Annotated in this window: 16 protein-coding genes; 7 read left to right on the forward strand and 9 right to left on the reverse strand. The window is 51.6% G+C overall.

Annotated features, from left to right (window positions below):
- Positions 1–429 precede the first annotated feature (429 nt).
- A complete protein-coding gene (locus JUF13_RS09895; protein WP_225893605.1) occupies positions 430–2,274 on the forward strand; it encodes a S53 family peptidase in 1,845 nt (614 codons plus the stop codon).
- Positions 2,275–2,808: 534 nt separating this feature from the next.
- Here the strand turns inward: JUF13_RS09895 and JUF13_RS09900 are convergent.
- The 4 genes from JUF13_RS09900 to JUF13_RS09915 all read right to left on the reverse strand — a co-directional run bounded on the left by JUF13_RS09900 (position 2,809) and on the right by JUF13_RS09915 (position 8,480).
- A complete protein-coding gene (locus tag JUF13_RS09900; protein WP_203639546.1) occupies positions 2,809–4,473 on the reverse strand; it encodes a MucBP domain-containing protein in 1,665 nt (554 codons plus the stop codon).
- A 279-nt stretch (positions 4,474–4,752) separates the two neighbouring features.
- Positions 4,753–6,615, reverse strand: coding sequence for a DUF5776 domain-containing protein (locus JUF13_RS09905; RefSeq protein WP_203639547.1), 1,863 nt, complete (start codon positions 6,613–6,615; stop codon positions 4,753–4,755).
- Between the two features lie 401 nt (positions 6,616–7,016).
- Positions 7,017–7,673 (reverse strand): DUF6198 family protein, encoded by a 657-nt coding sequence (locus JUF13_RS09910; RefSeq protein WP_125765362.1) that lies wholly within the window; start codon positions 7,671–7,673, stop codon positions 7,017–7,019.
- A gap of 81 nt (positions 7,674–7,754) precedes the next feature.
- Entirely contained in the window at positions 7,755–8,480 is a 726-nt protein-coding gene (locus tag JUF13_RS09915) for a gamma-glutamyl-gamma-aminobutyrate hydrolase family protein (protein ID WP_203639548.1), read from the reverse strand.
- A gap of 643 nt (positions 8,481–9,123) precedes the next feature.
- Here JUF13_RS09915 and JUF13_RS09920 point away from each other — a divergent pair.
- The 3 genes from JUF13_RS09920 (at position 9,124) to glpK (ending at position 12,455) form a co-directional block, all read left to right on the forward strand.
- On the forward strand, positions 9,124–9,384 hold the full coding sequence (locus tag JUF13_RS09920) for a hypothetical protein (RefSeq protein ID WP_125765360.1): 261 nt from the start codon (positions 9,124–9,126) through the stop codon (positions 9,382–9,384).
- Between the two features lie 404 nt (positions 9,385–9,788).
- Positions 9,789–10,439, forward strand: coding sequence for an endonuclease III domain-containing protein (locus tag JUF13_RS09925; RefSeq protein WP_203639549.1), 651 nt, complete (start codon positions 9,789–9,791; stop codon positions 10,437–10,439).
- Between the two features lie 498 nt (positions 10,440–10,937).
- The gene (gene glpK, locus JUF13_RS09930; protein ID WP_203639550.1) at positions 10,938–12,455 is read left to right on the forward strand and encodes a glycerol kinase GlpK; all 1,518 of its coding nucleotides are present in this window, start codon (positions 10,938–10,940) and stop codon (positions 12,453–12,455) included.
- 144 nt (positions 12,456–12,599) lie between these two features.
- Here the strand turns inward: glpK and JUF13_RS09935 are convergent, their stop codons facing one another.
- Positions 12,600–13,457, reverse strand: coding sequence for a DUF368 domain-containing protein (locus JUF13_RS09935; RefSeq protein WP_203639551.1), 858 nt, complete (start codon positions 13,455–13,457; stop codon positions 12,600–12,602).
- A gap of 648 nt (positions 13,458–14,105) precedes the next feature.
- Between JUF13_RS09935 and JUF13_RS09940 the strand changes: the two genes are divergently transcribed.
- Positions 14,106–14,849: an SDR family oxidoreductase gene (locus tag JUF13_RS09940; RefSeq protein WP_203639552.1), complete on the forward strand. Its 744-nt coding sequence runs from the start codon at positions 14,106–14,108 to the stop codon at positions 14,847–14,849.
- An 892-nt stretch (positions 14,850–15,741) separates the two neighbouring features.
- Here JUF13_RS09940 and JUF13_RS09945 read toward each other — a convergent pair.
- From JUF13_RS09945 to rlmD, 4 genes are all read right to left on the reverse strand, one after another.
- A complete protein-coding gene (locus JUF13_RS09945; RefSeq protein WP_203639553.1) occupies positions 15,742–16,119 on the reverse strand; it encodes a MerR family transcriptional regulator in 378 nt (125 codons plus the stop codon).
- A 12-nt stretch (positions 16,120–16,131) separates the two neighbouring features.
- A complete protein-coding gene (locus JUF13_RS09950) occupies positions 16,132–16,875 on the reverse strand; it encodes an SDR family oxidoreductase (protein ID WP_203639554.1) in 744 nt (247 codons plus the stop codon).
- Positions 16,876–17,730: 855 nt separating this feature from the next.
- Positions 17,731–18,180: a hypothetical protein gene (locus tag JUF13_RS09955; RefSeq protein ID WP_203639555.1), complete on the reverse strand. Its 450-nt coding sequence runs from the start codon at positions 18,178–18,180 to the stop codon at positions 17,731–17,733.
- Positions 18,181–18,690: 510 nt separating this feature from the next.
- Positions 18,691–20,247 carry a 23S rRNA (uracil(1939)-C(5))-methyltransferase RlmD gene (gene rlmD, locus JUF13_RS09960; protein ID WP_203639556.1) on the reverse strand — a complete coding sequence of 519 codons (1,557 nt, stop codon included), beginning with the start codon at positions 20,245–20,247 and terminating at the stop codon, positions 18,691–18,693.
- Positions 20,248–20,486: 239 nt separating this feature from the next.
- Here rlmD and JUF13_RS09965 point away from each other — a divergent pair, with 239 nt between their 5' ends.
- Together JUF13_RS09965 and JUF13_RS09970 are read left to right on the forward strand one after the other, a co-directional pair.
- Positions 20,487–21,134, forward strand: a complete 648-nt coding sequence (locus JUF13_RS09965) for an ABC transporter ATP-binding protein (RefSeq protein WP_203639557.1) — start codon at positions 20,487–20,489, stop codon at positions 21,132–21,134.
- Positions 21,135–21,893: an ABC transporter permease gene (locus JUF13_RS09970; protein WP_203639558.1), complete on the forward strand. Its 759-nt coding sequence runs from the start codon at positions 21,135–21,137 to the stop codon at positions 21,891–21,893.
- The last annotated feature ends 629 nt before the right edge of the window (positions 21,894–22,522 follow it).

Here is a 22,522-nt window from a genome sequence, read left to right on the forward strand (position 1 = left end):
CAGAATTGTTCCGTGTAGAACCAGAGCAACGAACCGAGACAATCCAAAATAAAAGGGATATCTCGGGCTAAGCAGTCTCAGACTAGTCCCAGTATTAACCCCCAACAATCATTATGTGCAAAACACATTCAACCAAAAACACAACCAAAACAACAGGTTTCCGCGACCAAAAAACAAGGCCACGGAACCTGTTTTTAGTTAACCCACCAAAAGTCCGTCAAAATCACGAAATTGCCCCGCCCTTAACCTGTGAAACCATTCTAATTGCTCGCAAACATAAGCGGCAAGACCACTACGGTCGGTAACGACCACCCACCATTTAGCGGGACCTTGGTTCGACCATTTAATTATGTCATCATCAACTAGTGATTTGCGCCACCTTTTCGCGGAGTGACGGGGTATAATAAAGCATAAATGGAGGGGATGCTCATGAGGATTCGTCTGATTGTGGCCGGCTTGATTGTGGGGCTGGGCAGTTTCGGTGGCGTCACAGCGACCGCGGCTAGCACCAGCACGCTGGCGACACCGTACCGTGAGAGTGAATTAACCAATTTAAAAAATGTGAAACCCGTTTCTGGCAGTAAAACCGTGACGCTGGACCTGGTCTTAAACACGCGGAATAGCGCGCAGCTGACCAAGACCGCCTATGCCGTGAATACGTCGGGAAATAAACAGTTCAAGTCTTATTTGACGCCCAAGCAGTTTCGGCAAAAATTTGGGCAGTCCACGACCACCACGAAGCGTTTGGCCAAGTATTTCAAGTCACGCAAGTTTAAGGTGACGACCTTTAACGATGGCCTGATCATGCAGATCAAGGGGAGCACGGCGGCCGTGAACAAGACCTTCGCGACGAACCTGAAGACGGCGACCTACCATGGCAAGAAGATTCAATTTTCCAAGAAGACGCCGAAGTTGCCAAGCAACGTGGCTAAGCCTATCAAGGCCGTCGTCGGTATCACCAACTTGGCGAAAATGAGTAGCTTGGCGGATACGTCCAGCACCAGTTCCGACGGCCCAACCAGTGATGGTGCGCCGCAGAATTTCCTGAGCCAATACAATGCGACGAGCCTGGCCAAGGGCAATGACGGCAAGGGCCAAACGATTGGCATCATTAGCTTCAGTAAGGTCAACAAGAATGACATCACCCATTTCTGGTCCGAGGAGGGCGTTTCGTCGTCCGCCAGCCGCATCAGTGTGAAGACCACTGGCGGCATGAATATCTGGGGCAACGTCGATCCGGGCAATGAAGAAACCTCGTTAGACATTGAACAGGCCGGAGCCATTGCGCCGAAAGCCAAGATTCGCGTGTACACGGCTTCGCTGAGTGACGTGGGTTGGCTCAATGCCTTTGCGACAGCCTTTGGTGAAAACCAAGCCAGTTCGTTGTCGTTGAGTTGGGGCCTATCCGAAGGCGTGCTCCAGAGTCTGAATAAGGAGCACCTGTTAACGCCACTTTACGGTAGCATCATGAACACGTTGCTAGCGCAGGGCGCGATTCAAGGTATTTCGACCTTTGCGGCAAGCGGGGACACCGGGGCCTACGGCGAAGAGCTCGACAGCCGGGGCAACACCAACGAAGGTATTTACGCCAACTTCCCCGCCAACAATCCGTGGGTCACGGCTACTGGTGGGACTACGTTGCCAGTCTCTGGCACGCTGGCCAACGGCATCAAGGTCGACATCCCCAAGGAACGGACCTGGGGCGGCGACGAACTCTTTGACGCCTACTTCCAAGATGAAGGCTTTTTCAAAAAGAATTCTGATTTGATGGATACACTTCAGAGCGGCAGTGGCGGCGGTATTTCCGAACTGTACGCCACCCCGCAGTATCAAAAAGGCGTGTCTGGCGTGAATACCTATAACGCTCGGCAATACCTGACGGCGAGTGGGTTGCCACGAGAGAATCCGAGCCTGATTACCGGGACGGCCAGTGGGCGAAACTTCCCAGACGTCGTGGCCAACGCCGATCCGTTGACGGGGTATGACGAGTACACTAGCGCGGATGGCTGGGAATTGACCGGTGGGACCAGCGTCGTGGCACCTCAGTTTGCGGCGATGGCGGCCGTCATCAACAGCGGTCGCAGTAAGCGCATGGGGCTGTGGAATCCACAGCTGTACGCGTTGGCCCAGACCAGTCAGTCACCGTTTACCAAATTGGATTCGGCCACGAACAACGGGAATTTGTTCTATGTTGGGCAGCCGGGGAAGACTTATAACCAGGCGGCCGGCTTGGGTACGCTGGACTTTGACCAGCTAGCCAAGGTCTTCAAATAACCGGGTTAAACTGGTGTAGCATCGCCTCCGGGCTGGTGAAAATGGGTCGTGACGTGGTCCTGGTCGCTCCCGACGGCGGACTCAAGGTGTCCTGCTATGGGGCCGGTTCCAGCCTGAGAAGCGGTCTGGAACCTCGACTTTGAGCCAAAGAACGGTCTCAAAGGTCGTCCCGCGGACTAGGTTGGGCAAGAACCCCAACCAAGACCGCCGACACAGCTGGACACCTTGGTCCGCCTCTGGTCGCTGACATTGGCCGCGTAGGTTCATTTTCAGTAGCCCTGCGGCTGACACGGGTTTAACCCGTAAGTTGGTGAGTGGTTGGCTAACTAGTTTATCTGGTTCGTTGGATAAATGTGTGGCCATGTATTTCTCAATAATTAATCATAAACAACGTAATCAAAAAGCAGCAGCTCACCCAAGTGGTGGACTGCTGTTTTGGTTTACACAGAAAGTAGATAATCGACGTCACTAACGCAACGGATGTTGGTCAGATGGGTAAACACAATGTTAGCCATGAGGGCGGCCAACAATGGGCTATTTAACCGTCTGAACCAGCTTCTTGTTAGCGGTGACGTAGGTGCCATTGGTGAGGACGAACCGGGTCGTCAGGTTGTGAGCCACAATTTTCTTCACCTTGAGAATCTGGCCTTGACGGTAGTGGTGGCGCTTGCCCGTCAGTGTTTTCTTACTATAGGCGTTGACGCCGGCTTTGTTGATCACGGTGATCTTAGGTTGCTTCTTAGCGTAGTACACGCGAGTGGTGTAGCGGCTGTTGGCCGTGATGTAGCCGGTCTTGCCAGCCGTCTTACTGTGGTGGTTGACGTCCTTCACGCGGTACCGTTTGACACCGTTCTTGGATTTGGCGTAGCCGGTGACGACAAACATCGGCCGGTTTTGCCGGGACTTTTTCGCGTACCATTGTTTACGAGCCTTTTTAGTGAAGGTGGCTGACCGATACAGGCCAATCTTCTTTGTGGCGTAAACGACTGTGCCCTTGGGTGCGACAACTGCGGCCCCGGCACCACTCGTCAGGATGGCCTGATACACGTAGGTGACGGTCTGCGCCTGGCTGGTAAATTTACCAGTGGCGTTGGTTGGTGTCGTCTTTAAGGTATAGTTGGCAATCTTCAGTGCGGTACTCTGGTAGCCCGCACCCAGGTCACCCGTCAACGTTTTGGCCGGGGCGATTGCCTTGCCAGCGGTATCGACGTAACGAACCGTTACGGGTTGACTGGTCACGGGGTCTGGGTCAGGCGTCGGCTGTGGGTCGGGAGTCGGATCTGGCGTCGTGGTTGGTGGCAGCAATGCGTCATCGAAACTGAAAATTTTGAATTCGATGGCCATCAGGAGGCCACTGATTTGGTAGGTGCCATCTCCTTGTGGTAACAGGAAGTCAGCCATCGGTTGATTCAAGGCCCGTTCCGTTTCCGCCGCGGAGATTTCTGGATTCAATTGGGCCAATTGTTCGTTGGTATACTGGCCTAGGTAGTTCGCTTGGATGAGACCGGGAAATAGCTGGGTGTAGAGCATGTTCTGAATATATTGGTCTTCAAAATTTTCTTGCGCAGCGAACATGGAGTCATACTGGTTCATAACGCTGGCGTCCGCGCCAGTGGTAATCAGGTAGTCACGCAAGAAACTGTGGTAATCCGACTGCATTTGCGCATAATTACTTTGATTGATTTGGTATTGCGCAAGATTCTTCAGCCACCAGGTGGTGATGAAAGTGCTGAGGCGGCTACTTTCAACATAGTCGGTGGCGCTAGAAAAGTCCTCGGTATTCTGGATGTATAAGAATTCGCCAACAGTCGTGTCCTTGGCAATGGTTGGGTCGGCGTAGAGGCCTTGATAAATATAAGGCAGGCTAGCGGCCATGTCGTCGTTATTGTTGTATTTGACGAAGCTCCCCATGTAGGTGGTATCTACTAACTGGCCCACCGTGAGGGCGTTAGGACCACCGGTAGGGTCAACGGTCATATCCTTTTGGAACCAGTAGTCCTTGGTAACTTGCTGGTTCGCAATCAGTTTCGTGTACGGCAGTTCAACGGAGTTAATGGTGTAGGTTTGTTTGGCAGCTGGTGTCGTAGCGGTCGAGACGGCGGTGGCGGCTTCAGCGTGAATGACGCTGGGACTGAGAATCCCACCAAATAAAATCATGGCAAGACTCGCGGTCACGAGTTGTCTAAAGCCCCTAGTCATTTTTGAACACTCCTTTTACTTTTTGTCCTATTATCTAGTAGCAGTATATCATGGATAGGGGACTAAAAGCTATAACAATCGCCCATATAACGGCGATTATAGCTAGTCTGGTAAATGATTTTAACGGTCGTTAATCAGTTGAATTAACATTGCACAGATTTTATATAATGGGTTAACGTGAGAAGGCCATTTCCATGGCGATTGCTGCAAAAACTGGGAGAAATCCGTAAAAAATAAGCTCCGACCAGTAGGGCCAGAGCTTCATTTCAAGGATCCTCGTTAACGAACGGTTTTCACCAGGTGCCGGTTAGCGGTGATGTATCCGCCAGCCACGTGGTACCGTAGCGTGTCGTGCTTACTGAAATTATTGGCATTTGAGTAAGCCCAGCCGCGGACGGCTAATTTGGTGCCCTTCTTGAGGTGTCTATTCTGCTTGGTGAGATTAACGTTGCTGTAACGGTTGATGGCGTGTTTCGTCTTGATCTGCCGTGGCATCGTGACTTTGCCCGCCTGAACCAGTTTCTTGTTAGCGGTCACGTAACGGCCATTCTTGAGAACGAAGCGAGTCGTTAACTTGTTGGTAACCACTTTCTTAACGGTCAGCGTTTGTCCTTGACGGTAGTGGGTCTTTTTGCCAGTTAACGTCTTCTTGGCGTAACTGTTGACCCCGGTTGGATTGATCACCGTCACGGTCTTGTGCTTAGCCGCATAGTAAACGGGCGTGGTGTAGGCGTTGTTGGTCGTGAGGTACCCGGTCTTGCCAGCCGTCTTGCTGTGGTGGTTGACGTCCTTGACGCGGTACCGTTTGACGCCGTTTTTAGAGGTCGCGTAGCCGATGACCACAAACATCGGCCGGTTCATCCGGGACTTCTTCACGTACCAACGCTTCAGGTTCTTCTTGGAGAAGGTGGCCGTCTTGTAGAGACCGACCTTCTTGGTAGCGTAAACGACGGCGCCCTTAGGAGCCAGCGTGTTGGTCTCAATGGTGTCGGCCGCCGAACCGCTTTGCAGCGTGCCTTGCTTGGTGTACACGTAGGTCACGGTCTGCGCCTCGCTGGTAAACTTGCCAGTGGCGTTAGTGGGTGTCTTGCTCAGCTTGTAGCCAGCGATGTTCAGGGCGTCACTCTGGTAGGTGGCATCCAGGTCGCCGGTCAACGTCTTGCTGGGCGCCAGGGTCTTACCTTGGTCATCAACGTAGGTCACCGTCACCGGTTGGCTCTTGGCAGGCGTTGGTGTCGGCGTTGGGTCGGGGATGACGGGGTCGGGCGTACCAAAGTTTAGAAATTGGAAGCTACCTGACATCAGTCCACTTACTTTATATGAACCATCGGGAAGTTTAGTGTAGTAATTGGAGAGGGGGGCTAACCACAGCTTTAATTGCTCATTGATAGTCTTAGCGGGGTCGAGTTTGATGAACTGCTCATCAGAAATCTTGCTAAAAAGTTGATTTTCTTTGAGCATGACATAATCGCTTTCGTATACTTTAGTCAGCTTATCGTTAAAGGTTTCTTCTGGGTATTTTCCAGGATTGTAGGCGTCAATAATTGATTGAGGTGTGTCTAGTTCGACTAGTTCAGGCGTGACATTTTCTGCATAATCCTTAATAACATCCTCGCGATTCATAATATTCAGGCTTAAGTTTACGTGCACATACGCATCCCAAAGCTTCACGTAAGAGTCTAGGAGCGCCCTTTTTGCAGCGTCCTCTGCGGTGAAACCATTACCAGCCGGTCCTGCAGAAGCTAGCAGAAAGTCTGCATAGGATTCCTTGGGACCCGCTGTAATTTCACTCATGGCGATTCCAAGCATGCCGTCTCTAACGTCATTAGAATCACTGACTGTGTTTTCTGGATGATCAGCGATAAACTTTGTCATGTAGTCGTCATCGTTGAGCTGTTCAGTTGTTAAAGAATCTGGCCAACCAGTAACAATTGGGGTCTTCTTGATGCCGCTGGTTGAAGAAATCAAAACATATGGTGTTTCGACGGCACCAACGTGATAGGTAATTTTGTCGTCAGCTTTAGTCGTAGCTGTGACAGTATCTGTCGAAGAATCCGCGTAAGCCACCGCTGGTGTGGCCACGCCCCCTAATAAAATCAGTGTGAAGGTGGCAGTCATTAATTTGCTAAGTCCCCTAGTCATTTAGCACACTCCCTTTACTTTTATTCTATTTATTAAATGCAGTATACCATGAGTTTGGCAATAATTGCTAGTGTAAATCGTATTATGACGGCATTCATGAAGATTGAATAAAAGCTTAATGTGTAAATGTAACCGCTTAAATAAAATTGCACACAATTGATGTAATGGCAAAAGGGCGGAACGGTTTTGGCCCGGGAAGTTCCGTGGGGATGGTAAGTTGAACCAAATAACGCGTTCAAAACTGATGAGGTCAGTCTTTTTGAACGACGATAGTTGTCTTTGAATTTATCGACCGATTAGTTGACTAGAAAAACCAAGGCAAATAAAAAGCGTCGTTCGGCTCCGAGGAGTCAAACGACGCTGTAGTAGTTAAATGAGAAAAATGTTAGTAAATTTTGAGGTTACACATCCACATGATGTTTTAACTGGGGGAAAACGTGGTAATCCGCCCAACCCATGACGATTCCCTGGGTGACCAGCGCCCAAACCGTGCCGAAGCCAATCGCGTGTAACTCGCCCGTGAAGATGTAGGAGAGAATGATGATCAGCAGGGGTGGCGCGTAGCTGGCCCACTGGGCAATGATGGCCGATCCGCGCAGGTATTTGAACCGCAGGATGTAGGCTAGATCGTCGTTAGGATGCATAATAATATTACACCGGTTATAAATGGACACGGCAAAGGCCACGCCAAACAGGCCGATGATATCGACGATGACCCGCCCGGTTAACGGCAGGCGGCCGACGCCAATCCAGTTCCAGAAGTATCCGATCCACTCGACCAGATAACTGAAGGGGATGATGTATAGCAGGTTAGAAATAAAACGCCTGCGGTCAAATTGTCCCAGTAATAGTTGGTTCAACAAGGTAATCACGATGCCGTACATGAATAGGGTGGTTCCCAAGGGGACGTTGATCCAGTTGGCCAAGTTGACGGAAGACCCCGTCCAGACGGCACTCCCGAGGTTGGTTGAGATGGTTAAAGCGTTAGCGGCTGAGTTCAGGACGATAGAGAAACCCAAAAAGCGCATGCGTTGCCCAAAGTCCTTCATTTTTGCCACTGATGCTCGCCTCCGATTTTTTTGCTACAAGGTCTAGTGTATAGGAAGTGGCGGCCAATGAAAAGGCCCTTTACCACAATTTTACATGCGCGCTGCGGCCCGGTCGACGAAATTTTGGAAAATTTGCCGCGATTCGGCATGGTGTTTGTACATGTTTTCTGGGTGCCACTGCACACCTAAGATTTGATCGGTGTCCTTGGATTCCAGGGCTTCGATGACCTGGTCGTCGGCCGTCGCCGTGACGCGTAGACTTGGCGCGACAGCCTTGATGGCCTGGTGGTGGCGGGAATTCACGTAGGGCCGGTCGCCAGTTAGCGTCGCCAGTGTGCTGCCGGGAACGACGGTGACGTGGTGACTGGGTTGGTTGCCCATGGCGGCCTGACTGTGTTTGAGCTGAGCCGTGGGGTCCTCGCTCAAGTCCTGGTAGAGCGTGCCACCCAGGCCAACATTAATTAATTGAAGGCCGCGGCAAATACCAAGAATAGCCTTGTTGGCGGCAACCGCCTGCTTCAGCAGTTCGATTTCAAATAAATCACGCTTGCGGTAGGTCTTGCCTAACCGGACGTGCGGTTCCTCGCCAAAGAAGGTCGGGTCAACGTCGGCGCCACCCAAGAAGGCGACTCCGTCAAATAGGGACAGGTAATCGGCAACGTCTTCGGGGTCGATACTAGGTAAAATAATGGGCAGACCGCCAGTTTTGACAATGGCTTCAACGGCCGGTCGGGGCGCAAAGGCCGCGTTTCTTTCATTAATAATGTTCGTCGCCTCGTCGAGTGTGTCGGCGGGCAAAGCAATACGTGGACGCATAGCGTCGCTTCCTCTCTTTTTTCGGGTTAAACTGGTGTTGTCAGCGCCTTACCGGGCGGCCCCAATCGACCGGAACGCGGTAGGCGAACGCACGGAGCTGAAGAGCGGTCTCCGTACTTACTTTGAGCCTCAAAGAGCGAGTTTCAAAGATGCCAGTGCTCTAAACGGCAAGGTTCACCGTTAAGAGCACTCCTACGGCTGAGTCGATTTGGGCCGCCCTCACGGCTAACACGAGTTTAACCCACACTATTCGTTCTCTAACTGGAATTGACGAATGAGTAAGTGGGCCATAACTGATGGGGTTAAACAAATGTTAGCCGCAGGGATGGTGAAAATGGGCTCAGCCGTGGGAGTTGCTTTAGCGGTTTACCGCTTAGGCAACTGATATCTTTGAGACGTGGTTTTCGGCTCAAAGTAAGCCCGGAGACCGTTCTTTGGCTCCGGGTGTTCGCCCACAGCGTCACGGCCCAATTTTCACCATCCCGGAGGCGTTGACAAAGACTAGTTTAGACTTAACCCTATTCTAAGGACCCAAAGAACGTTTGTCACCCGAAACTTAGTGAAGGTGTAACAAAATAGTTAACAAACTTTGAAAAGAACCCTACAATAGAGAAGTAGACTAAATTTAAGCGAGGTAAACATGATGACAGAACGGCAGTTGATTCAAGAAATTTTGAATTCCGAAGCGGTTGAATACAGTTTCGAAAACGTCGATGAAGACTCAAAAGAATACACGCTTTTATTGAAACGGCAAGACCAAGATGTTCGCGCCGTAGAGACAATCAACGATGAAATCAAGAAGTACTTCCAGAGCGCCAACTTCGATTACAAAGAAGAGTTGAACCCAGAAGGTGTTGACGACGATATTCGCTTGGTCATCAAGCGTAATAGCGACGCCAAATAAACAAAAGAGTTAGCGGCCAGCCACGTTTTTTGTGGTTGGCTTTTTTGATTTGGTGATAGAGTTGGAGACAGCTAAGTCCCGAATTGATTGCGGTAGTTGTATAATTGAAAGCCTAGTGTGCACATTGTTAAGTAGAGCATTATTTACAATTGAAGTGTTATTTGGTGGTTAAACAAATGTTAGCCGCAGGGCTGGTGAAAATGGGCTCAGCCGTGGGAGTTGCCTTAGCGGTTTACCGCTTAGACAACTGATATCTTTGAGACGCGTTTCTTAGCGGCTCAAAGTAAGCCTGGAGACCGTTCTTTGGCTCCGGGCGTTCGCCCACAGCGTCACGGCCCAGTTTTCACCAGCCCGAAGGCGTTGACAAATCATCAGTTTAACCAAAGAAATAGGGAGAGAATCGGATGACAATTGAAGAATTATACCGCGAAATGGGCAAGCAGATGGGCCCACAACCCTGGCTGAAGCCCGGAACACCTTGGGCCGAGACGCCGGTTGAAATTATGTTGGGCGCCATTCTGGTGCAAAACACCAATTGGCGCAACGTGGAACCGTCCCTGATCAATCTAAAACGAGAGACCGGGTTCGTGCCCGCTGAGTTGCGAAAATTAACGCCGGCGACGATCACACCCCTGATCAAGACCAGTGGCTTCTACAATCGCAAGGGACCCGCCATCCTGGCACTCGCTGACTGGTTAGGCCAAGCAGATGATAATCTAGACGTGTTGAAGCACCGTGACGGGGCTAGTCTACGCCAAGACCTAATGAGCATCACCGGTATCGGCAACGAAACGGCCGATTACATTTTAATGTACACGCTGGACCACGGCATCTTCATGGTCGACACCTACGCCCGCCGACTGTTCACGTGGCTGGGCGCAACAATGCCCAAGACGTACCCGGCTTTTCAAAAGAAAGTCCTTAGCCAATTTCAGTTGGAACTGGCGGACTATCAGGAGTTTCACGCGCTAATTGACGAGTTCGGCAAGAAAATCAAGAATGATGCGGACTTTGAGAACTCGTTTCTAGCGGGTCAAAAGCTAGTTGTGGACTAAATAGGTTGGCTTAACAGAACGTGTTTAGGACGTTTAGTTAGATACCTTAGCTACTAAGCCATTGTCGAATCAAACAGATTCAGTAAGAACAATAACAATTAAAAGTTAACCTAAGAAGACAACTGAAAACACAATCAGGACCGCCGACTTAACGGTTTAAGCGGATGTTAGCCGGAGGGTGGGGGAAAATGGTCTCAGCCGTGGGAATTGCCTTAGTAGCGGGTTGGGCTGCTTAGGCAATTGGTAGCTTTGAGACTCGTTCTTAGAGGCTCAAAGTAAGTTGGTAGACCGCACTTTGGCTACCAACGTCCGCCCACAGCGTTCCGGTCCATTTTCCCCCGCCCGGAGGCGACAAACCATCTGCTCAAACCTTAAGAAAGTTTCAAGGGCGGGGGAGGTTGGGACAAACCCTAGCGTTTTTCACAAGCGGCGTGCTATGATAGACGCAGCGAATTTGGAACCGCTTACCACAGTGATATTTTGGAGGGAGTTTTACATATGGCACTTAAACAGCCGGAAAACTATATCTTAGCGATCGACCAAGGGACCAGCAGCACGCGGGCAATGATTTTCGATCATACTGGACGCAAGGTCATTGAAGGCTACAAGGAGGTTCCCCAGTACTATCCACACAAGGGCTGGGTCGAATCCGATGCCAATGAAATCTGGAACAGTGTGTTGTCCGTGATTGCTAGCGCGCTGATTGATGCGTCGATTCACCCGGAAAATATTCAGGCCATCGGGATCAGTAGCCAACGGGAAACCACGATTGTGTGGGATAAGGTGACCGGCGAACCCATTTATCATGCCATTGGTTGGCAAAGTCAACAGACGGCGCCCCTGGCCAAGGAATTGGTTGCGGCGGGCCGGGCGGAAACGATTAAGGAAAAGACCGGTCTGGTGGTTGATGCGTACTTCAGTGCCACCAAGGTGCGCTGGATTTTAGACCACGTGCCGGGTGCCCAGGAACGCGCTGAGAATGGCGAGTTACTCTTTGGGACCGTGGATAGTTGGTTGGCTTGGAAATTGTCTGGCGGGAATATTCACGTCACCGACTATAGTAATGCGAGTCGGACCATGCTCTTCAACATTCACACGCTGGAATGGGACCAGGATATTTTAAGCTGGCTCAACATTCCGGCAGCCATGTTGCCAGAGGTTAAATCGAGTTCGGAAGTCTATGGCGTCACCCAGAATTTCCAATTTTACGGGGTGGAAGTGCCCATCGCGGGAATCGTCGGGGACCAATCGGCGGCCTTACTGGGCCAGCTGGCCGTGGAACCTGGAACCGTCAAGAACACTTACGGCGACGGGGCCTTCGTCATGATGAATACCGGGAACGAACCGCAACTGTCGAAGCACAACCTGTTGACGACGATTGCTTATGAAATGAACGGCGAGGTGACCTACGCGCTCGAAGGGTCCATCTTGGTGGCCGGAACCGCGCTGGCTTGGCTACACGAAAGCATGCAGATCATCAGTAGCGTGCCCGAATCCCGGCAGGCGGCCATGGCCTCGACCGACGAGGATGAAGTCTACGTGGTCCCCGCCTTTAACGGATTGGGTGCGCCGTACTGGGATCCGGACGCCAAGGGGGCTGTGTTTGGCCTGACCCGCGGGACCGACCGCAACGATTTCGTGAAGGCGACCCTGCAGTCGATTGCATACCAGACACGCGACGTTCTCTTAACGATGAAGCAGGATACCGGGATCAAGGTGCCTGAATTGATGGCCGATGGTGGGGCGTCACGGAACCGCTACCTGATGCAGTTCCAGGCGGATATTTTAAACATTCCCGTTCAACGGGCCGCCGATGAGGAGACTACGGCGATGGGGGCGGCTATCGTGGCCGGCCTGGCCGTGGGCTTCTGGCAGAGCATTGATGAAATCAAGGAAATCAGAAATGCCAGCCGGACCTTCACGCCAAACATGGATGACGACCAACGGCACCGCCTCTATGCGGGTTGGCAACAGGCCGTTGCGGCAACGCGGGCGTTTAAACCTAATCAAGATTAAAGGCTAATAAAAAACAGCTAATCCACTTTGCGGCGGGTTAGCTGTTTTGGTGTTAAGTCAATTGCCTCTGAATTTATTCAGGGACAATTGACTCGGACACACTAAAAAAACCATCCAACTAGGCTGAGTCGGATGGTTCATCGGTTACTTATATTTTTCTTCGAGCTGACTCATCCAATAGCCCAGGGCAATGCCTGCGACTAATGCCAGGGCACTCCACACCAGCGTCAGCCAGGTCGCACCGGCATACGAAATGCTTTCGGCGGCATGACTGTTGGGGACGAGAATCAAAATGGTGCTGGCGGTCACGATGCCCAGAATGAAGTGGTAGACTCGCGAATGAAAATGGTGAATCAGGTAGTCCATGCCCTTAGAGAAGAGCGCCATGGACAGGATGCCGCCCAGTGCAATTGGCAGGTAGACGCCCAAAATGTCGAAATTTTTAAATCCAGTTAACATGGGCGTGAACAGCCCCAGAATCAATAGGAGGTTGGACGGACTCAGCCCGGGAACCAGGACGCCCAGCGCAATCAGGGCGCCGGCCACCACGAAGCCCCAGAAATTGGCGGGCAGGGTGCCAAAGAGGTCACTCATGAAATACAAGAGAGCGCCGCTGATCAGCAGCGTGCCCCAGAACCAGAGGTGGTCGATGCCATCCCGGGGTGTTTGGGAGCTAGCGGTCTGGGTCAAAGCCGGTAGGGTGCCGACAATGGCGCCGGCAAAGCCCCAGAGGACAATGACCTGCCAGTGGTCCAGCAAGTATTCCAGCGGGGCGGACAACAGGGCGATGCCCACGATGCCGCCTAGGCCCACCGGCACAAAGTACCAGAAGTCCTGTTTGAAATTTTGGCGAAAATGGGCCATGAATCCCAGGAGTCGTTCGTAAATTCCGAGGATGGCGGCCAATACCCCGCCAGAAACACCGGGGAGGATGAAGCCCAGGGCGATGATGATGCCTTTAAAGAAGCGTTTCACCGGGCTGTCGGGTCGAGTCGTTTGCATAAGCGTCTTCTCCTTAGTTCGTCGGTTCGCGTTTTCCCCTAAGATACCAGAATTGGTGGGCGGAGGCAATCACTCGCCCACAATCACAGGATAACTTAACATTTGCGGGTGGGTCTTTGTCATTGCCTCCGCGATGGTGAAAATGAGCCGGGACGCGGTGAGCAAACAAGTCGTTCCCGGCGGCAGACTCAAGATACCCTGCTGTGGGGAACGACTCCAGCCTGAGGAGCGGTCTTCCGTCTCGCCTTGGAGCCTGAAATTCACAGTCTCCAAGGTCGTCCCATGGTCTAAACTGAGAAAATCACTCAGTCAAGACCATCGACACAGCTGGGTATCTTGGCCTGCCTCTGGTCACTGATACTTACCCAGCTGGCTCATTTTCACCATCCCTGCGGCGAAGACTGGCCTAACCTACAAGTAAGTGATTCCGATTGTGTGGTGAGGTGTTTGGGTTGTGGTGAGAGTGGTTGTAGTCTAGCAGTTGGCGGGCGTTAACCGTTGCCGTTCCGGCGTGTTGGTACTGCACAATAAGGCGTTGGCCGTATCCCTGTCGTCAGTCAAAAATTAATTTCAACCGGACGCTTGACTTCGAGTCGCTCGAACCTCATATACTAAATGCATCAATTATGAGATAGGAGCGATTTATTTATGACTGTTGCAAATAAAGTTGTTGTGATTACCGGGGCATCCTCAGGGATTGGGGCTGCGACCGCGAAGTTATTGGCTAGTAATGGGGCCAAAGTGGTTCTGGGTGCGCGGCGGGAAGACCGGCTACAGAGCCTGGTCCAAGAGATTACCGCTGCTGGCGGGCAGGCTGCTTACCAGGTGACTGATGTGCGGGATGCCGCTGAAGTTCAGGGCTTGGTTGACCTGGCCAAGTCTCAATTTGGCGGGATCGACGTCATCTTCAACAATGCCGGCATTATGCCAACGTCACCCATCAGTGCGCTGAAGACGCAGGAATGGAATGACATGATCGACATTAATTTGAAAGGGGTGCTCAACGGGGTCGCCGCTGTGATGCCTGACTTTACTGCGCAAAAGCATGGCCAAATTGTCACGACCTCTTCCGTTGCTGGTATCAAGAGTTTCCCTGGCGCTGGGGTTTACGGGGCCACGAAGTTTGCGGTGCGGAATTTAATGGAAGTTATTCGGACTGAAAGTGCTCAGGAAGGGACCAACATCCGGACGGCCACGCTGTATCCAGCCGCCATCAATACGGAATTGTTGCACACAATTACGGATACCGCGGCTAAACAGGGCATGGACCAATTGTACGATGCGGTTGGAATCACCCCAGATGCCATCGCGCGCGTGGTCAACTTCGCTATCGACCAACCGGCCGAGGTCAATGTTAACGAGTTTACAATCTACCCAACCAAGCAGGCTTAATGATCGGATGGCATTCACGGGTGAAAAACTTTGTGGGTTTCGCCTGTAGCATGGTATACTGAAACGGTCGAAAGTTTAGAGGATGATTTCTTAGATATCCGGATGTTTAAATTGGCACCACGTCTTTTGTAACTTAGTGATAGATTTAAATGGTGGGAATCAATTAACTCTCATGGTATACTGAACGCAACAAAGGCGAAGGTGTTGGACCACCCCCGCCAATGGCAGAGTCGTTATTCACGACCGACAGTTATAAACCGAACAAAAATCGTCCTAAACCGTCGTAAGTTGAGAGGACGATTTTTTATTTGTCTGGGTGTTTAAACTCACGCCACGTTTTTTGAAACTTAACGATAGCCTTAACGAGGCTCGTCAATCGATGTACCAGCAAAGTACAGAGCGATATCAGAACGACGCCAAAAGCGACTAGGTCAAGTAACGTGACAGCTATCCAAGACAAGGCAACCTCCTTTCGTTTGGCATGGTGAAACTGCACTAGCCTTTCGTTCCCGACGGCGGATTCAAGTTGCCCTGCTGTGGGGCCGGTTCCAGCCTGAGAGGCGGGCTTCCACCTCAACTTTGAGCCTGAGAAGCGGTCTCAAAGGTTGTCCCGTGGGCTAAACTGAGAAAACCACTCAGTTAAGACCACCGATACAGCTGGTCAGCTTGATCCGCCTCTGGTCACTAACATCGGCCAGGCTTTTTCACCCGACACATGGTGGGGTCGCTAGTCTGCCTATTGGTTGAGAGCATTATGTGGTCTGATATTTGGTATCCCCACGTTTAGCGTCTAAAACAACAATCATCTGCACCAAAAAAAGGATTGATCCAGCCATCAAAGCTGAGTCAATCCTTTTCGCTTAGATAAAATCTAACTGTCAAATTAGCGGTGCTATTGCGACAATTTGCCATGGTAGCCCTCAACGTGGGCTTCATAGTGTTCAGTTTTTTCCTTGATCAAATCATACGTGTGTTGAATCTCATGCAGCCGCTGGGCAATCGTCTCTAGTTGCTCGCCTAATAGGTCCTTACGTGCCTGCAATGTGGTATCTCCTTGCTTGAATAACGTGAGGTACTCAATAAGGTATTCAATGCTGACGCCGGCTTCGCGCATGCATTTTGCAAACGTAATCCAGTCGAGATCCTCGTCATCGTAGTCCCGGTAGCCGGCCTTATCGCGACTAACTGGGGGAATGGCGCCCTCCCGTTCCCAATAGCGGAGGGTGTCGGCTGAGATGTTGAATTTAGCTGAAACTTCTTTGATTTTCATAGTAGCTCCAGTTTACCATGGTTGATCGGTGGGGCCTACCGTGAATTCATTAACGTTGGTATCTTCAGGTTGATCGATGGCAAAAGCAATCACGTTGGCGATACGGTCGGGGTCAATTTGGTAATCGTCGTAAAGTTGTTGCGCATTCTTTAGCGTGGCTTGATCAGTCGTTGTTTCGAGTAATTCTGTTTTGATAGCAGCGGGGTAAATGGTGGCAGTCCGAATATGACTATTTTCCTGAGCGGATTCCATTCGGAGAACTTCCATCAGGTCACGGACGGCCCATTTAGTTGCGCCGTATACTGCACCACCGGGGTAGGCTTTGAGCCCAGCCACGGAAGACGTCGCAATGACGTGACCAGACTTTTGAGCTTTGAAAGTTGGGAGTACAGCAGCGATACCGTTAAGCACGCCTTTAATATTGACGTCAATCATACTGTTCCATTCGTCCGTCTTCAGTTCAGACAGGGGGGAGTTAGGCATCAGACCGGCATTAAGAAAGACGACATCTAACCGGCCGAAAGTCTCCTTGGCAAATTGAACGATTTGTTTGTTAGCTTCAGCGTCAGTCACGTCAAGGGTTTGGTAAGCGGCAGTCCCGCCAGCAGCTTCAATTTCTTCGGTCAGAGCCTGAAGCTTGTCTTCGCGGCGGGCACCAAGCACCAATTTGGCCCCTTTACTTGCGAGTAGCTTTGCGGTTGCGGCACCAATGCCAGAGGAGGCACCAGTGATGAGAACAACTTTGTTTTTAATCATCAGACAAAACATCCTTTCAGAATTTGATGACTGAAGTATAAACCTTGGAGTCGACTTCAAGGCAAGTAGAAAATTTTTCTGACGATTAAATGATGGGAATCAGTTAAATCTCATGGTATACTGAACGCAACAAAGGCGAAGGTGTTCGAGCACCCCCGCCAATGGCAGAGTCGTTATTCACGACCGACAGTTATAAACCGAACAAAAATCGTCCTAAACCGTCGTAAGTTTAGAGGGCGATTTTTTATTTGTCTGGATGTTTAAACTTGTGCCACGTCTTTTGTAACTTAACGATAGCCTTAACGAAGCTCGTCAATCGATGCACCAACAAAGTACAGAGCGATATCAAAACAACGCCAAATGCGAGTAGGTCAAGTAACGTGACAGCTATCCAAGACAAGGCAACCTCCTTTCGTTTGGTATGGTGAAACTGTACTGGCCTTTCGTTCCCGGCGACGGATTCAAGTTGCCCTGCTGTGGGGCCGGATCCAGCCTGAGAGGCGGGCTTCCACCTCAACTTTGAGCCTGAAAAGCGGTCTCAAAGGTTGTCCCGTGGGCTAAACTGAGAAAAACCACTCAGTTAAGCCCACCGACACAGCTGGTCAACTTGATCCGCCTCTGGTCACTAACATCGGCCAGACGTTTTCACCAGCCATATGGTGGGGTCACCCAGTCTGCCTATTGGTTGAGAGCGTTGTATTAAGCATTATGTGGTCTGCGATAACGGGTTTTGTATTCTCGCGTTTAACGTCTAAAACAATAATCATCTGCACCAAAAAAGGATTGATTCAGTCATCAAAGCTGAGTCAATCCTTTTCGTTTAGGTAAAATTTAGTAACCGAATCCCTAAGCCACTTACTCTTTGGGTTGGGACCAGTAATGGGTCCGCGTTAAGAGGTCGCGTGACCGCGCATCTGCTGGGCGGAAACCGCGGTTGAATAGGTGCTTGAAGTACATCAGGTTGTAAAGTGATCCCCACACCAGTCCGAAGAACAGGGTGAAGGAGGAGTTGATGATCACGGCAAACTGGCTGGCAGTCGTGGTCATCGATAGGAGCATGAACGCGCCCAACTCAACTCCGACAATACAAAGGAAGTTGTACCAGTCCGCCCGAAAAATACTAGGGAGGGGACTGAAGAAGAACATCGTCCACGAGAAACCAACCTTGGCGATCCGCATATTCCCCGTCTCAGGGTTAACGACGGTCGCATAGTTTGGGGGTAACGGCAGTCCTTGAGGGCCGTCACCATTTTGATTGTTTTGATCATCGTCATCGTCGTTAAAGCCCTTGAAAGGATCTTGCATGTCATTTGCCAACTTTCTAAAAATTCGATAGGTATCATTGATTTGGTGTTTGTCCAAACATCGGGGGGTACTAGTAATCCAATTAATCCGTTAAGCAGATAATAGATTGCAAACTACAAGGTAGTCATTCACAAGTACGCACGTGGAAAATATTCCAGTGGGTCATCAACCAGCATGAACCGAGCAGGTAGTGAAAATATCACGACCCATGTGAGTGACCAGAGGCGGGTCAACCTGACCGGCTGTGTCGGTGGTCTTGGCTGAGGTTCTTGCTCAGCCTAGAGCACGGGACGACCTTGGAAACTCGCGATTTTCAGCGAGGTTTCAAGTCGAGGCCCCAGACCGCTCCTTAGGCTGGAGCCGTTCTCCACAGCAGGGCTGGTTGAACCCGACGCCGGGAACGGACTGGATAGCGACTTATTTTCGCTACCCGGTCAGGCGGCTAGTTCAGGACCCGTAACCGATGTTTAACTAAAAGTCTAACACGAAAAGTGCATGCTACCTATTAATCTATTGACGGCGACTAAGTTTAACGACCGCTTCGCACCGGGCCGTTTGGGGCATCATGTCCACGGACTGGATGTAATCAACCTGGTAATCGCTGGTTAATTTGACCAGGTCCTTGGCCAAAGTCGAGGGGTTGCAGGAAATGTAAACGAACTTCTCGGGGCGCACGCCAAGGATGGTATCGATCAGCGCGTCGTCCAGACCAGTACGGGGTGGATCGACCACGATTGCGTCCGGCCGGAAGCCCGCCATCAGCCATTTTGGCAACAGCTCTTCGGCGGTCCCAACTTCGTAATGGGCGTTGGTAATGCCGTTAGCGGCCGCGTTGGCGTTGGCATCGTCGACGGCTTCGGGGATGACATCCATCCCGCGAACCTCTTCGGCCACGTCGGCTAAGGACAGGCCAATCGTTCCGATACCGGAGTAGGCGTCGACCACGGTCTCGCCCGGTTGGAGGTCCAGGGCCTTCTTGGCCTCACCGTAGAGGACTTCCATCTGGCTCGGGTTCAATTGTAGAAAGGCACGAGCGGACAGCTTGAAAGATAGGCCGTCTAATTTTTCAGTAATCGCGTCGTTGCCGGCCAAATGCTTGGTCTCGTCGCCCCAGACCAGAGAGGTCTTCCCGGGGTTGACGTTTTGCATGACGGAGGTCACTTGGGGCAGCTCCGCGGCGATGCGGTCCAGCAATTCGTGCTTGCGGGGCAGCTTCTGGGAATTGGTGATGATGGTCAGTTGGACGTCGTCGGTGTGCGCGGCGGCCCGAACGACCAGCGTTTTCACGATACCGGAGCCGGCTTCTTCATCGTAAATGGGCATGTCCAGGTCTTGAAGCATGGCCACGACGGCGCGCATGACGGTCATGGTGGCGGGCATTTGCACGGAGCAGGTCGCCAGATCGACTAAATCATGGCTGCGTTCGGCGTACAGTCCGGCTTCGATTTTACCGTCGGCGTTGCGCCGAACCTGGAATTGGGCCTTGTTGCGGTAGCCGTAAGGGTCGGTCATGCCGAGCGTTGGCCGGAGATCGTAGCTGTGGAAACCTTGGGGTTGGTAGCGTTCCAGGGATTGGGCCACGATGTCGCGTTTGAAGGCCAATTGTTCGGGATAAGCTAAATGTTCTAGCTCGAAGCCACCGACTTCATCGGCGTAGCTGTCGCGGGGTTCAACCCGGTGGGGACTGGCGAGGCGAATCCGGTGGACTTTGCCGCGTAAGTAGCGGTTTGCCACGTTGGTGACCTCGACGACGGCCTCTTCACCGGTCAGGGCACCGGGCACGAAGACGGTCATCCGCTTGTAGTAGCCGATTCCCTCGCCGTTGATTCCCATGCGCTTGATGGTCAGTGGAAAACGTTGGCCAACCTCCACCTCGACGCTGGGCGCTTCCCGTTCCTGACGCCGGCGGTCGTTGTAGCCGCGGTCGTGGTGGTTGTCCCCGCGTTGGTCGCGGTAACTGTGCCGGTCATTGCGGTTACGGTCGTTGCTGTGCCGGTCTTGCCGGTCGCTATGGTCGTGGCGGTTATAATTGTTGCCACGGTGATTATTGGATTCAAAGTTTGGCATATTTTCTCCTATATAAAACTTCAGTCATAAAGTGTCAGACACTTACCGATTAACACGGTCCTAAACATTATACCAAACTTTAGCAGTCGCCGGGCCGTGGCCGGTTCGGAAATTAGTGGTGGCGTGCACCCACTAAGTCCCTGGTGACGATTCGAAAAATTGTGGAGTCGTTTCCATAGTGAAAGGACCGGCGTTTGGGTACAATTAGTGAGAACATTTCAAATGAGGAGGGATGACTCGTGAGTTTGATTGAATTGCAACATGTGGGCTACCAGGTAGACGATACGCCCATCCTACAAGAGATTAACCTGACCATCGATGCCCAGGAGTGGGTGACGCTGTCGGGACCGTCCGGCGGGGGCAAGTCCACGCTGGTGCGGCTGATCGCGTCGTTGCTGAGTCCAACCAGTGGGACGCTACTGTTTGATGGCCAATCGGTGGAAAACTACGACCCCATCGCGTACCGGCGGCGGGTCTCGTACAGCTTCCAACAACCGACCCTGTTTGGGCAAACGGTACGCGATAACCTGAGCTTTCCGTATCAAATCCGCCAGTTACCGTTTGACGAGGAACGGGCCGTTAGGGGACTGGCATACGTGGGATTGAGCGCCAGTGACCTGGACAAGGGTGTTAACGACCTGTCCGGTGGGCAACGACAGCGGGTCGCTCTGTTACGCAACGTGATGATCTACCCGGAAGTCCTGATCTTAGACGAGGTGACGGCCGGGCTGGATGCCGAGAACAAGGCGTTTGTCTGGTCTTTGGTCGAACATTTTAACCAGGATGACAACCTGACCATCATCGCTATCACGCATGACCAAGCGGAAATCGACGCGGCCAAACGGCTGGTGACCATTGAGAACGGCCGCATCGTGGGAGGTGCCTAAATGAATTTAGCAGTGAATAATCAATCCTTGATGTTGGCGTTGGGGCTGGTCGTGATTGCCCTGGCAATCGGCTGGAAGGAAAAACTCGGCATCGACCGCGACATGATCATCGGGGTCGTGCGCGCTGTGATTCAACTGTTTGTGGTCGGCTATTTGTTAAAATACGTCTTTCGCCTCAATAATATTTGGCTAACGGCAATTTTGATTTTGATTATTATTTTCAACGCGGGCTACAACGCCAAACAGCGGAGTAATGGGATTCCCAACGCTCTACCGATTTCAATTGGGGCCATTCTGATCAGTACCGGCGTGACGCTGGGCGTGTTGATGCTGGCCGGCGCCATCAAGTTCATTCCGAGCCAGATGATTCCCATCTCGGGGATGATTGCCTCCAACTCGATGGTCGCGATTGGCCTGTGCTATCGCAACCTCAACGCCCAGTTCAGACAGGAGCGCCAGGCCGTGCTGGAAAAATTAGCATTGGGCGCGGACCTGAAGGATGCCTCCAGGGAAATCCTCCGCGACAGCATCAAGACCGGCATGCAGCCGACGATTGATTCCGCCAAGACCGTGGGTATCGTGAGTTTGCCGGGGATGATGTCCGGTCTGATCTTCGCGGGCGTCGACCCGGTGCGGGCGATTAAATATCAAATCATGGTCACCTTCATGCTGATGTCGGCGACTAGTATTGGGTCGGTGCTGGCGTGCTACTGGGCCTACCGCGGCTTCTACAATGATCGTAAGCAGTTAACGGTTTAAGCTTGTCGTTGGTGGCGCCTTCCGGGTGCTGAAAAATAGGCCGGAACGCTGTGGGCAGGACGCCCGAAGCCTGAGGGGCGGTCTTCAGGCTCGCTTTGAGCCTCCAAGGGCGAGTCTCAAAGTCGCCATTTCCTGAGAAGAACACTCAGAAAATCCCCCGGCTGAGCCTATTTTTCAGCACCCTGCAGGCCTACATGGTGAGTGTCGTTAACTGCTTGCGGTTATGGCTTCATTGGGTTGTTGTGTGGTGGGTTTGATGTTGTGGTTGCGTTTTACTCAGGTAGGGAACAAACTAGTTTTTACCGACACAAGAAGAGATTGGGTTGTAGAAGGATTTTCTCCAGGGTAACTGCCACTTGAGCTTAATCATCAGGTGATTTGACCCGAAATTCGGAACGATTTATCTAGATTTTCAGTCGATACTTTCCAATTAGTAGTTCGCTACATTATTTGGTCAAATCTATTTTCCCAATAATCCCATAAAAGATGTCAGATTAATTGCAATCGCTTACTAAAACTGACTATTCTAAAGGCAAGCAACTTTGATGACGGACCATCTAATAACGATGGTCGTTAGAGCTAGTTCAAATAAGACTGACACACAATAGAAGAACGAAGAAAAAAGACAA

This window comes from Levilactobacillus wangkuiensis (assembly GCF_016861605.1).
Lineage (GTDB): Bacteria > Bacillota > Bacilli > Lactobacillales > Lactobacillaceae > Levilactobacillus > Levilactobacillus wangkuiensis.